The sequence below is a fragment of the Pelagibacterium sp. genome (assembly GCF_965249125.1).
Classification (GTDB): Bacteria; Pseudomonadota; Alphaproteobacteria; order Rhizobiales; family Devosiaceae; genus Pelagibacterium.
Genome location: NZ_OZ252217.1, coordinates 3,427,301 through 3,439,832 on the forward strand (window position 1 = coordinate 3,427,301; position 12,532 = coordinate 3,439,832).

13 protein-coding genes are annotated in these 12,532 nt (G+C 62.3%); 9 read left to right on the plus strand and 4 right to left on the minus strand.

The genetic code is table 11. The features are described from left to right. Positions 1 to 2: 2 nt before the first annotated feature. Positions 3 to 722 carry a ribonuclease PH gene (gene rph / locus ACP148_RS16610; protein ID WP_421951859.1) on the minus strand — a complete coding sequence of 240 codons (720 nt, stop codon included), beginning with the start codon at positions 720 to 722 and terminating at the stop codon, positions 3 to 5. A 180-nt stretch (positions 723 to 902) separates the two neighbouring features. Between rph and hrcA the strand changes: the two genes are divergently transcribed. The 8 genes from hrcA (at position 903) to ACP148_RS16650 (ending at position 9,250) form a co-directional block, all read left to right on the plus strand. After that, positions 903 to 1,991, plus strand: a complete 1,089-nt coding sequence (hrcA, locus tag ACP148_RS16615; protein ID WP_421951858.1) for a heat-inducible transcriptional repressor HrcA — start codon at positions 903 to 905, stop codon at positions 1,989 to 1,991. 242 nt (positions 1,992 to 2,233) lie between these two features. Further along, positions 2,234 to 2,863, plus strand: coding sequence for a nucleotide exchange factor GrpE (gene grpE, locus ACP148_RS16620; protein WP_421951857.1), 630 nt, complete (start codon positions 2,234 to 2,236; stop codon positions 2,861 to 2,863). A 199-nt stretch (positions 2,864 to 3,062) separates the two neighbouring features. After that, positions 3,063 to 4,976, plus strand: a complete 1,914-nt coding sequence (dnaK, locus tag ACP148_RS16625) for a molecular chaperone DnaK (RefSeq protein ID WP_425033585.1) — start codon at positions 3,063 to 3,065, stop codon at positions 4,974 to 4,976. A gap of 267 nt (positions 4,977 to 5,243) precedes the next feature. Then, positions 5,244 to 6,368, plus strand: coding sequence for a molecular chaperone DnaJ (gene dnaJ, locus ACP148_RS16630; protein ID WP_421951856.1), 1,125 nt, complete (start codon positions 5,244 to 5,246; stop codon positions 6,366 to 6,368). Positions 6,369 to 6,486: 118 nt separating this feature from the next. Continuing rightward, the gene (locus ACP148_RS16635) at positions 6,487 to 7,038 is read left to right on the plus strand and encodes an NADPH-dependent FMN reductase (protein ID WP_421951855.1); all 552 of its coding nucleotides are present in this window, start codon (positions 6,487 to 6,489) and stop codon (positions 7,036 to 7,038) included. A 73-nt stretch (positions 7,039 to 7,111) separates the two neighbouring features. Beyond that, complete coding sequence (gene pyrF, locus ACP148_RS16640) at positions 7,112 to 7,798, plus strand: orotidine-5'-phosphate decarboxylase (RefSeq protein ID WP_421951854.1); 687 nt, start codon at positions 7,112 to 7,114, stop codon at positions 7,796 to 7,798. A 12-nt stretch (positions 7,799 to 7,810) separates the two neighbouring features. Next, the gene (dapB, locus tag ACP148_RS16645) at positions 7,811 to 8,626 is read left to right on the plus strand and encodes a 4-hydroxy-tetrahydrodipicolinate reductase (protein WP_421951853.1); all 816 of its coding nucleotides are present in this window, start codon (positions 7,811 to 7,813) and stop codon (positions 8,624 to 8,626) included. A gap of 9 nt (positions 8,627 to 8,635) precedes the next feature. After that, complete coding sequence (locus tag ACP148_RS16650; RefSeq protein ID WP_421951852.1) at positions 8,636 to 9,250, plus strand: 2,3-bisphosphoglycerate-dependent phosphoglycerate mutase; 615 nt, start codon at positions 8,636 to 8,638, stop codon at positions 9,248 to 9,250. Here ACP148_RS16650 and ACP148_RS16655 read toward each other — a convergent pair. The 3 genes from ACP148_RS16655 to ACP148_RS16665 all read right to left on the minus strand — a co-directional run bounded on the left by ACP148_RS16655 (position 9,245) and on the right by ACP148_RS16665 (position 11,807). Continuing rightward, positions 9,245 to 10,270 carry an AI-2E family transporter gene (locus ACP148_RS16655; protein ID WP_421951851.1) on the minus strand — a complete coding sequence of 342 codons (1,026 nt, stop codon included), beginning with the start codon at positions 10,268 to 10,270 and terminating at the stop codon, positions 9,245 to 9,247. The genes ACP148_RS16650 and ACP148_RS16655 overlap by 6 nt on opposite strands. Positions 10,271 to 10,345: 75 nt before the next feature. Next, complete coding sequence (locus ACP148_RS16660) at positions 10,346 to 11,218, minus strand: methylated-DNA--[protein]-cysteine S-methyltransferase (protein WP_421951879.1); 873 nt, start codon at positions 11,216 to 11,218, stop codon at positions 10,346 to 10,348. A gap of 121 nt (positions 11,219 to 11,339) precedes the next feature. Then, positions 11,340 to 11,807: a DUF2244 domain-containing protein gene (locus ACP148_RS16665; protein ID WP_421951850.1), complete on the minus strand. Its 468-nt coding sequence runs from the start codon at positions 11,805 to 11,807 to the stop codon at positions 11,340 to 11,342. 38 nt (positions 11,808 to 11,845) lie between these two features. Here ACP148_RS16665 and nth point away from each other — a divergent pair, with 38 nt between their 5' ends. Further along, positions 11,846 to 12,532 (plus strand): endonuclease III, encoded by a 687-nt coding sequence (gene nth / locus ACP148_RS16670; RefSeq protein WP_421951878.1) that lies wholly within the window; start codon positions 11,846 to 11,848, stop codon positions 12,530 to 12,532.

A 12,532-nucleotide genomic window follows, 5' to 3' on the forward strand; every position in this document is an offset into this window, starting at 1 on the left:
CGTCATGACGCCCCCAATGCAGCACGCTGCAGTTCGACCAGCTCGGCAATGCCTTTTTGCGCGAGCCCGATCAGCGCGGCCAGCTCTTCGGTGGAAAACGGTTCGGCTTCCGCCGTGCCCTGGATTTCAACGAATTTGCCCGAGCCGGTCAGAACAAAATTGGCGTCGGTATCGGCCTCGCTGTCTTCAAGATAATCGAGATCGAGCACAGGCGTGCCGCGATAAACGCCGCATGATACGGCAGCGACGTGGTCGCGGATGGGATCGCCCTTCAAAAGCGAGCGCTCCTTCATCCAGAAGATGGCTTCGGACAGCGCAACGAAGGCCCCGGTGATGGAAGCCGTGCGGGTGCCGCCGTCGGCTTCGAGCACGTCACAATCCAAAATGACCTGATTTTCGCCCAGGGCCTGCATGTCGATGACGGCGCGCAGCGAGCGCCCGATCAGGCGCTGGATTTCCTGGGTGCGGCCCGATTGCTTGCCGGCGGTGGCCTCGCGGCGGGTGCGCGAGCCGGTGGCGCGGGGAAGCATGCCGTATTCGGCGGTCACCCAGCCAAGGCCCTGCCCCCGGCGCCAGGGCGGAAGCGAGGTCTCGACGCTGGCCGTGCACAGAACACGGGTGCGCCCGAACGAGACGAGGCAGGAACCCTCCGCCTGCGGCGCGACGCCCCGTTCAATTGTCACATCGCGCATCTGATCGCTTGCCCGTCCGCTTGGCCGCATAAAAACTGTCTTCCTGTTGGCTGATATGGTTACCAGCCTCTTAACGCTTCACGGGGGCTCGAACAAGCGGCGCGCTCTTGGCGGTCCCCGTGATTTCTCCTACTTAGTTAACCTTGGGCATTTGATTGTGTTTGGATTCAATTTCTTGCCAGCGCCGACCCTTGAAGCGAAAAAGACGAAATGGAAAGAACCCCGCTAAATTCGCCCGAGTTTCTGACGACCCTGTCGGCGCGCAGTCAGGACATTTTCCGGCGCCTGGTCGAGCGCTATCTGGAGACCGGCGAGCCCATCGGGTCGCGGGCCATTTCCAAAATGCTCGACATGCAACTCTCCCCCGCCTCGGTGCGCAATGTGATGGCCGATCTCGAAGAGCTGGGCCTGATTGCCGCACCGCACACATCGGCCGGACGGGCGCCGACCCAGGAAGGACTGCGGTTTTTCGTCGACGCCATGCTCGAGGTGGGCGCCGTTAACGAAACCGAGCGCGACCAGATCGCCCGCAACATTTCGGGCGGGGGCCGGTCGGGGCGCGTCGAGGATCTTCTCAACGAAGCGAGTGCCTTGCTTTCGGGTCTTTCGCATGGCGCGGGCATGGTGATTGCGGCGAAGGCCGACATGGTGCTCAGGCATGTCGAGTTCGTAAGGCTCGATCCCGAGCGTGCCATGGCAATCCTTGTGGGAGAGGACGGGCAGGTCGAAAACCGCATCATCGCCCTGCCGCCGGGACTGACGGCGAGCGCATTGACCCAGGCGTCGAACTTTCTCGCCCATCATATCGTGGGCAAGACATTGCAGCAGGCGCGCGATTCGATCCGCCGGCAATCGGAAAACCAGCGGGCCGAACTCGATACCATCGCCCAGCGGCTTGTGGATTCCGGACTTGCATCGATGATCGAGGCCGACACCGCGGCCCCCACGCTCATCGTGCGCGGCCGGGCCAATCTGATCGACGACACTATGGCATCGGAAGATCTGGCCCGGGTGCGGCAATTGTTCGATGAAATCGAAACCAAAAAGGGATTGATCGATCTCTTGAACGACGCGGAAACCGCCCAGGGGGTGCGCATCTTCATCGGGTCGGAGAACAAGCTGTTTTCGCTCTCGGGCTCTTCGGTCGTGCTTTCGCCCTACAAGGACGCCAATGACAAGGTGGTGGGGGTGCTCGGCGTGATCGGGCCCACCCGGCTCAATTATGCGCGCATCGTTCCGGTGGTCGATTATACCGCGCACGTGGTTTCAAAGCTGATCTCGCGCAAAGGCGAGCTTTAGACCAAATCCGCTTTTCGCTAGCGCGGCCCTTCGGGTCTTCGAATCGCCGGTTTGATCTAAGTCCTTGTTTTGTCGCGCGTCCGAACCGCAAAACCGTTTCCATCCCCGATCAGGTCGAGGACATGCTTTTGCTGAACGCGCTCTAGCTCTGATTTGTCGGCTTTTCGCCACGAGGCTTGAAAAATTTGTGCCCTTGGCCGATATGGCAGCCAAGCTTAACTTCCCCAATCGTTGAAAGAGCAATGATGAGCGACGACAACACGACGCCAGAGCCGAACGACGACATCGATCCGCGCCAGCAGGCCCAGGAGCCCGAGGCTGTTTCCACCGAGCCGACCGCTGAAGAGCGCATCGCCCAGCTCGAAGCTGAAAAAGAGCAGCTGCGCGATCAGGTGCTGCGCACCGCTGCCGAAATGGAAAATTTGCGCAAGCGCACCGAGCGCGAAGTCTCCGACACCCGCTCTTACGCCATTGCCGGGTTTGCCCGCGACATGCTGGTGGCCACCGACAACCTGTCGCGCGCCCTGATGGTCATTCCCGCCGAGGCGCGCGAAAACGCCGATGGCACGCTCAAATCCCTGATCGAGGGGATCGAGATGACCGAGCGCGAAATGCAGCGGCTTTTGCAGAAGAACGGGGTCACCCCGATCGTCGCGGAAGGCGAAAAGTTCGACCCCCACCGCCACCAGGCCATGTTCGAAGTCCCCGACGCATCGGTCCCCGAAGGCACGGTCGTTCAGGTGGTCCAGACCGGATACGCCATTGGCGAGCGCGTTTTGCGCCCGGCCATGGTCGGTGTGGCCAAGGGCGGCAACAAGCCGGGCCCCAAGGCGGATGCCGAGCCCGGTGAGGGGCTCGACAAGTCGGCCTGACAAAAATTCAAGCAAAACGGGGGACGTGCTTGAAGGGCTCACCCCCCCTCCTTATATAGCCAGCAAGCCCGGGAAACCGGGCCAAATCCATCCCCAGAGGGGTCCGGCACGACCGATCAATGCGATGCCGCAACGTGAATGGGCGCGTTGAGGGGTCAGAGCCAAATTTTAGGACTCGCTCGAGAAATGAGGTTTCGGAATGGGAAAAGTAATCGGTATTGACCTGGGCACGACCAATTCGTGCGTCGCCGTCATGGACGGCAAAACTCCCAAAGTGATCGAGAATGCCGAAGGCGCGCGGACCACGCCCTCCATGGTGGCCTTCTCAAACGATGGCGAACGCCTCGTCGGCCAGCCGGCCAAGCGCCAGGCCGTGACCAATCCCGAAGGCACGCTGTTTGCCGTCAAGCGCCTGATCGGGCGCCGGTTCGAAGACCCGATGGTCACCAAGGACAAGGGCCTCGTGCCCTACAAGATCGTCAAGGCTGACAATGGCGATGCGTGGGTGGAAGCGGACGGGAAGAAATCCTCGCCGTCCGAAGTCTCCGCCATGATCCTGGGCAAGATGAAGGAAACCGCCGAGAGCTATCTCGGAGAGCCGGTGACCCAGGCGGTCATCACGGTTCCGGCCTACTTCAACGACAGCCAGCGCCAGGCCACCAAGGACGCCGGCAAGATCGCCGGGCTCGAAGTGCTCCGCATCATCAACGAGCCGACCGCTGCCGCGCTCGCCTACGGGCTGGACAAGAAGGAATCGGGCACCATCGCGGTCTATGACCTTGGCGGCGGCACCTTCGATATCTCGATCCTTGAGATCGGCGACGGCGTTTTCGAAGTCAAATCCACCAATGGCGACACCTTTCTCGGCGGTGAAGATTTCGACATGCGTCTTGTCGATTACCTCGCCGACGAGTTCAAGAAAGAGCAGGGCATCGATTTGCGCGGCGACAAGCTCGCCCTGCAGCGCCTCAAGGAAGCTGCCGAAAAGGCCAAGATCGAGCTTTCGTCGGCTTCCCAGACCGAAGTCAATTTGCCGTTCATCACGGCCGACGCTTCGGGCCCCAAGCATCTCCAGCTCAAGCTGACCCGCGCCAAGTTCGAATCGATTGTTGAGGATCTCATCAAGCGCACCATCGATCCGTGCCGCGCCGCGCTCAAGGATGCCGGGATTTCGGCTGGCGAGATCGACGAAGTCGTTCTGGTCGGCGGCATGACCCGCATGCCCAAGGTGCAGGAAGAGGTGAAGAACTTCTTCGGCAAGGAACCGCACAAGGGTGTGAACCCTGACGAAGTGGTTGCCATGGGCGCCGCCATCCAGGCGGGTGTGCTGCAGGGCGATGTCAAGGACGTGCTGCTGCTCGACGTGACCCCGCTGTCGCTGGGCATCGAAACGCTGGGCGGCGTGTTCACGCGCCTTATCGACCGCAACACCACGATCCCGACCAAAAAGAGCCAGGTGTTCTCGACCGCCGAAGACAATCAGTCGGCAGTGACCATCCGGGTCTTCCAGGGCGAGCGTGAAATGGCGGCCGACAACAAGATGCTCGGCCAGTTCGATCTCGTGGGCATCCCCTCGGCCCCCCGCGGCGTGCCGCAGATCGAGGTGACCTTCGATATCGACGCCAACGGCATCGTCAATGTTTCGGCCAAGGACAAGGGCACGGGCAAGGAGCAGCAGATCCGCATCCAGGCCTCGGGCGGCCTTTCGGACGCCGACATCGAAAAGATGGTCAAGGACGCCGAAGCGAACGCGGAAACCGATAAGAAACGCCGCGAAGTCGTGGAAGCGAAAAACCAGGCCGAAAGCCTCGTGCATTCGACCGAATCCTCGCTCAAGGAGCATGGCGACAAGGTAACGGCCGAAATCCGGACCGAGATCGAAACCGCCATCGCCGACACGCGGACAGCGCTTGAAGGCGACGATCCCGAGGCGATCAAGGAAAAAGCCGCAGCCCTGGCCCAGGCTTCGATGAAGCTCGGAGAAGCCATGTACAAGGCGAGCCAGGAAGAGGCTGAAGCCGCTGCCGCGGGCGACGCCCAGGCCGATGACGACGTCGTCGACGCCGACTTCGAAGAGGTCAAGGACGACGACGAGGACAAGAAGTCGGCATAATCGCCGCGACTTTTGTTGACCCCAGTGCCGCCTTCGGGCGGCACTGTCTTTTGCGGGGCCCGGTTTCACGTGAATCAGCGAGGCGCTGGCCTTTTGGCCGTCGGCTATGGTAACAGCCCGCAGCAATACCTAATTAAAGACGCAACCGGGTCCGACGCGACGTCGATACCCCCATGCGCTCAACTCGAACGGTTGGTTTGGCACAAGAAATGATCTTGCATCCGTCCCGCACTTGCCCCCGTCACGACAAGGGGACTTTCTGAAACGATGAGCAAAGCCGATTTCTATTCCGTGCTCGGAGTCGAAAAATCCTGCGACGCCGCCGGGCTCAAATCCGCCTATCGCAAGCTGGCCATGCAGTTCCATCCCGACCGCAACCCGGGCGACACCGAGGCCGAGCACAAGTTCAAGGAAGTTTCCGAAGCCTATGACACGCTCAAGGACCCGCAAAAGCGCGCGGCCTATGACCGGTTCGGCCATGCCGCCTTCAACGGCGCCGGTGGCGGCGCCAACGGGTTCGGGAACGATTTTTCCTCTTCGATGTCCGATATCTTCGAAGACATTTTTGGAGAGTTCATGGGCGGGGCCTCGCGCCAGCGCCAGCGCGACGGCCGCCAGCGCGGCTCGGATCTGCGCTACAATCTCGAAATCACCCTCGAGGACGCTTTTGCCGGGACCACCGTCGATATCGACGTGCCGTCCCTTGTCGGCTGCGAAACCTGCGACGGGTCGGGCGCCAAGCCGGGCACCGGGTTTTCCACATGCCGCATGTGCGGCGGGCACGGCAAGGTCCGTGCGGCGCAGGGGTTCTTCACCATCCAGCAGACCTGTCCGCAATGCCACGGACGCGGGGAAACCATGGACCAGCCGTGCACGGACTGTCACGGCCAGGGCCGTCGGCAGACCTCGCGCACGCTGTCGGTCGACGTGCCCAAGGGCATCGAGGACGGCACCCGTATCCGTCTGGGCGGAGAAGGCGAAGCCGGCCTGCGCGGCGGACCGGCCGGCGATCTCTACATTTTCGTTTCGGTCAAGCCGCACCAGTTGTTCCAGCGCGACGGCGCCGATCTTTATGCCAAGGTGCCCATTTCGATGATCACAGCGGCTTTAGGCGGCGAGTTCGAAGTGCCGACCCTTGAGGGCAGCCGCGCCAAGGTCAAGGTCAACGAAGGCACCCAGCCCGGCCAGCGGGTGCGGCTCAAGGGCAAGGGCATGCCGGTGCTGCGCAGCCAGCAGGTGGGCGATCTCTATGTCCAGCTCGACGTGGAAACGCCGCAAAAACTTTCAAAGCGGCAGCGCGAACTGCTCGAAGAGTTCGAAAATCTTTCCAATCGCGAAACCTCGCCGGGCTCGGAAGGGTTTTTCGACAAGCTCAAGACCATGTTCCACTGAGCCCGTCAGCGGGCATTCCCGAAAAGCCCTCCCAGCGCGGGGGGCTTTTTTGCGCGCGCGCTTGCCGAAGCCAACGTGACCAAGCTTAACTGGCGCGAAACCCAATAAGGAGATGCCAATGGCTACCGCCCTTACCCTTTGCGGCTCGATCCGAACCGGTTCGGTCAACAAGAAGCTCCAGGATGCGGTGGATGCCAAACTCGCGCAGGCAGGGGTTGCGGTCAATTCGATCACGCTCGCCGATTTCGAAATGCCGATCTTCAATCAGGATCTCGAACCCGACAATGTCCCTGAGGCGGCCAGCCGGCTGGCCGATCTGTTCCGGTCCCACGACATCGTCTTTATCGCCACGCCCGAATACAATGGCGGGTTGCCGCCGCTTATCGTCAATACGATCGCCTGGCTCTCCCGGCAGAAGCCTTCTCCGTTCCGGCACGCGGTGTTCGGGATCGGCGGTGTGTCCTCGGGGCGCTATGGCACCATCTGGGCCCAGAGCCATCTTCGCGATTCGCTGTCCAAGATCGGCACGCTGGTGGTGCCGACCCTGCTTGGCGTCGGCCCGGGGGCGAGCGCTTTTGCCGACGACGGCTCAGTGGCCGATTCAGGGGTCACCGCCAAGATCGACCAGATGATAAAAGAGCTCACCCATTTTTCGCGCGGCGGGATTTGAGCCCGAGTGCTTGCGCTCACGGCCAACTCGTGGCATCGAGCCTTCACACAGCAAAGCACGCGGGAGACATGGAATGGCCGGTGACCTGATTGTCGGGCTCGATGTCGGGACACGCAGTGAAGCCGAGGACATGATCTCCCGGCTCGACGGCATCGTCGATTTCTACAAGATCGGCTACCAGCTCTTTTATGGCGGCGATGGACTGACGGTGGGCAAGGAACTGCTCAAGGCGGGAAAGCGCGTGTTTTTCGATCTCAAGCTCCTCGACATCGACAACACGGTGGCCAAGGGCGTGGCGGCAATCGCCGAGACGGGGGCGACCATGCTCACGCTCCATGCCTATCCAAAGGCCATGGAAGCGGCGGTCAGGGCCGCCGAAGGGTCGTCGCTGTGCCTGCTCGGTGTTACCGTCCTCACCTCGATGGATCAGGCCGATCTCGACGAGGCCGGTTATGGCATCTCGGTTGAAGATCTCGTGGCCCGGCGGGCGCGACAGGCGCGCGAGGCGGGCATGGGCGGCGTCGTCGCCTCGGCCTTCGAGGCGCGCGCGGTGCGCCAGATCGTTGGCCCCGACATGGCCGTGGTAACCCCCGGCATCCGTCCGTCCGGCTCGGACAGGGGCGACCAGAAGCGGGTGATGACGCCAGCCGATGCGCTGGCGGCGGGCGCCTCTCATCTCGTGGTGGCGCGCCCCATCGTTGCCGCACCCAGCCCGCGCCAGAGCGCCCAGGCGGTGCTGGCCGAAATGCAGGCGGCCTGAAGGGACTGAACAATGGCATTGAAGATCGGGGTTGTCGGCGCGGGCGGGCGCATGGGACAGGCGGTTATCCGCGCGGTCTCGGCCCATGGCGGCATGGCGCTGAAAGCGGCGGTGGACCGGGAGCATTCAGATGTTGTGGGCAAGGACGCCGGCAGCCTTGTCGGGCTCGAGCCACTGGGCGTCGTCATCGGTGATACCCCGCTCGATATCGTTGACCATGTCGAGGCCATCATCGATTTCACGGCGCCGCAATTGAGCGTGGCGCTGGCCCGCCGGGCGGCCGAGCGCAAGCTGATCCACATCATCGGCACGACCGGTTGTTCCCCCGAAGACGATTCGGCGATCGCAAGGGCGGGAGCCGAAGGCGCCCGAATCGTCAAATCGGGCAATATGAGCCTTGGGGTGAACCTTCTGGCCGCGCTGGTCAAAAAGACGGCGGCGAGCCTGGACATCGATTTCGATATCGAAATTCTCGAAATGCACCACCGCCACAAGGTGGACGCGCCCTCGGGCACGGCGCTGCTTCTGGGGGAAGCTGCAGCCGAGGGGCGCGGCATCGACCTCTCGGAGCGTTCGGTGCGGGTTCGTGACGGGCATACCGGCGCGCGCGAGCCCGGATCGATCGGCTTTGCCACGCTGCGCGGCGGCGGCATCGTAGGCGAGCACTCGGTGCTGTTTTCATCGATGGCCGAAACCATCACCCTGTCCCATTCGGCGCGCGACCGGGCGCTGTTTGCCGACGGCGCGCTTCGGGCGGCGCTGTGGGCTGCAGAGCAGCCCGCGGGCCTTTATTCCATGGCCGACGTGCTCGGCCTTAACGATCAATAGGAAGCTATTATGACGGGAACGCTGATCCTCGTTCGCCACGGCCAGAGCGAATGGAACCTGAAAAATCTGTTCACCGGCTGGAAGAACCCCGGGCTCACCGATCTGGGGATCGAGGAGGCCAAAAAGGCCGGGCAGGCGCTCAAGGCGCGCGGGACCGTTCCCGATGCCTATTTCACTTCCGCCCTGACCCGCGCCCAGAGCACCCTCGATCTGATGCTCGAGGAAATGGGGATCACCGACCTCACCATCGTTCGCGATCACAAACTCAACGAGCGCGACTATGGCGATCTGTCGGGGCTGAACAAGGACGACGCCCGGGAAAAATGGGGCGAAGAGCAGGTCCATATCTGGCGCCGCTCCTATGACGTGCCCCCGCCGGGCGGGGAAAGCCTCAAAGACACCGCGGCGCGCGTGCTGCCCTATTACCAGGCCGAGATCGAGCCTCTGCTCAAAGCCGGCAAGACGGTGCTGGTCACGGCGCATGGCAATTCGCTGCGGGCGTTGGTCATGAAGCTTGAGGGCCTTGACGAAGAGGCGATCCTCAAGCGCGAAATCGCCACCGGGGCGCCCATCGTCTACGGGATCGATGCCCAGGGGAACCGGGTTTCGACCGAAGAGCTATAGAGCTTTGTTGTCATCGTCGGTTCCGCGATCACCAAGGACATCGCCGACATAGAGTTCGAGCGCCAGCACCCTTAGCGCGGCGAGCAGCGGCGTGGCCAGCGCCACGCCGATCGGGCCGAAAATGACGCCCATGAACAGCAGGAATGCGATGGTAAGCGCCGGCGGCAGATGCACAACGCGATCCTGCACCAGAGGCGAGAGCACATTGGCATCCATTTGCTGAATGAAGGTATAACCGGCCAGAACGATCAATGCAGTGGATAGATCCTGCCCGATCATTGCCAGCCCGATGGGTACGAAGGCCAGGATCGGCCCCATGAAGGGGATGAAGTTGAGAACCCCGGCAATGATGCCCAGGGAAAGGGCAAAATTGAACCCCACGATCAGCAGGAGCACGGTGGTGGTCGCGCCGACGATCAGCATCAGCGCCAATTGGCCCACCAGCCAACGCTGCAGCGTCTGGCCCGCCCTATCGAGGACCACGCGCAGGCGGGGGCGGTAGCCCGCTGGTGCGAAAAGCACCAGGCCGTCGCGATAGCGCGCCGGGTCGGCTGCCAGGAACACCCCGATCAGCGACACGATAAGGATGTTGGAAATCATTCCAAATCCCGTGCCCAGCACCGCGCCCGCGCCGCCGAAGATGGTCTGGGGTTCGGGCAGACGCTCCCAGACATCTTCAATATTGAAGGTGCGCAGCACCGGTATGCCCCAATCATTGAGTTGATCGGCAACGATACGCCAGGCATCGCCCAGCGCCCGGCTGAGGGCATCGAGCTGGTTGAGCACCGTTACTCCGCCCACGACCAGCGCAAACCCGATAATGCCGATGGCCAGGACAATGGTCAGTATCAGCGCCAGGATGCGCGGCACGGGCAACACACGCCTGAACATCTTGACGCCGGAATCGAGGATGGCGGCGATAAGGACGCCGGCAAAAATCAAGAGCAGCAATTCGGCGAAAAACACCAGCAGCCCAATTATTGCCAAGCCTGCGATGCTGGTGAGTACAACCCGCGCCACTGAAATATCCGTCCCTTGCCCATTGGTCACAAGAGCAAGGCACAAGCCGGCGGGAAGGTTCCGCGCCGTTTGCGATCAGGACGGCTCGACCAGCCCCGCCTCCCAGCCCAGAATGGCGCGCTTGCGCACGATTCCCCAGTGATAGCCGGTGAGCGCGCCGCTCGAGCCCACAATGCGATGGCAGGGGACAACGAAGGAAATCGGATTGCGGCCCACCGCGCGGCCGATGGCGCGCGCCGCATTGGGCCGGCCCACGGCCCTGGCAACCTCACCATAGGTCGCGGCGCGCCCGGCGGGCACCTTGAGCAGGGTTTCCCAGACCTTGATTTCGAACTGGGAGCCGATCATCACCAGCCGGATCGGCTGTTCGGGGTCCCAGCGCTCGGGATCGAAAATGCGGGCGGCGGTGGGCGCAATGGCCCTGTCGTCCCGCTTGTAGGCGGCATTGGGCCAGCGGTTGGCCAGATCCTCGAAGGCGTATTGCTCCCTGCCGTCATCGGCAAAGGAAATCCCGGCAACCCCGTATTGGGTGACCATCAGGCACACCTTTCCGAACGGCGATGGCGCATAGCCCCAAGTGACCTCCAGCCCGGCGCCCTTTGCGCGGTAAACGCCGGGCGGAACCGCGTCATAGGTCACGAACAGATCGTGGAGGCGTGAGGGGCCGGAAAGGCCCAACTCGTAAGTCGTATCGAGCACGCTCATATTGTCGCGCAGAAGTTTGCGCGCGTGGTCGAGGGCGACGGCCTGGGCAAAGCTTTTCGGGGTCAGCCCGCACCAGCGGCGGAACATATCGACCAATTGGCGCTCGCTCATCGAGAGCGCGTGAGCCAGCCCGGCGACATCGGATGCCTCGGGGCCGGGCCTCGAGAGATATTCGATGGCCTGCGCGATGGCGCGATAGGTCTGCTCGCTGGTCATGTCGGGAAGCTGTGAAAGTGCTGTCATCTGGTTCATGGGCTCACACTAGAGGCCATTGTTACGGGAAACGACCCGATTTTCACACGGATAGAACTCGATCTGTCGCGCGGCCGAACCGAAAAAGTCTGCAACTTTTTCTGACCGCACTCTAGCGCTTCGCCCTGCTCAGCGCATGGCCAAAGGCGTCGGCAAAGCTCGCCTTGTCGTCGGGGGTCAAAAACCGTCCAATCTCGGTCTCACCTTCGCGCGTCACGATTTTGAGCGCCGTCACCCGGTCCTCATTGTCGCGGACAACCGAAAGCCGAATGAAAAAAGGATTGAACGAGAGGGCGGTTTCCCGGCCCTTCTTGGTAACGTGACGGATATCGAGCGCGTCGGGCCAGAGGGTGATTTCCTCGAACATCTCGGTGTCGCGCAACGAAGCGGTGAGCGCCCAATAGAGCAAGAGCACGTCGAGCCCAAGAAGGCCGACGACGGGCCAGGCGCCCATTGCGTAAAAAGCGATGCCGGGGATGGAAGCGAAAACGCAGGTGATTGCGATCACCCAGCGGATGGCTTTGGGCGAAAGCGAGCGGTGCGGGGTCAGCAATGCGGCAAAGAGCGGGCTCTGGGTCATCTCGGCTTGCCTTTTGAGCTTGGCGCCATTCTAAGGGGATTGTCCGCACGAAAATCAAATCAAATATCGCCGCACCCATGCCCAAGCCCCTCAATCGAGCCGAGATCGAAAAGATCTTCGAGGCCTTCTCGCTTTACGATCCCGAGCCCAAGGGTGAGCTCGATTATGTCAACATATTCACGCTGCTGGTCGCGGTGGTCCTCTCCGCGCAGGCCACCGATGTGGGGGTCAACAAGGCTACAAAGGCGCTGTTTGCCATTGCCGACACGCCCGAAAAGATGGTGGCGCTGGGCGAGGACGCCATTCGCGAGCACATCAAGACCATCGGGCTTTATCGCAACAAGGCCAAGAACGTCTTCCTTTTGAGCCGGATGCTGATCGACAATCACGCCAGCGAAGTCCCCGACACGCGCGAGGCGCTCGAGGCGCTGCCGGGGGTGGGCCGCAAGACGGCCAACGTGGTGCTCAATATCGGGTTCGGCCAGCCCACCATCGCTGTGGACACCCATTTGTTCCGGGTGGGCAACAGAACCGGCATCGCGCCGGGCAAGACGCCGCTGGCGGTGGAACTGGCCCTGCTCAAGCGGGTGCCGAAACACTATCTGGTGCACGCCCATCACTGGCTGATCCTGCACGGGCGCTATGTGTGCAAGGCACGCAAGCCCGAATGCTATCGCTGCATCATCGCGCAATGGTGCCGCTATCCGGCCAAGACAACGGTCTAG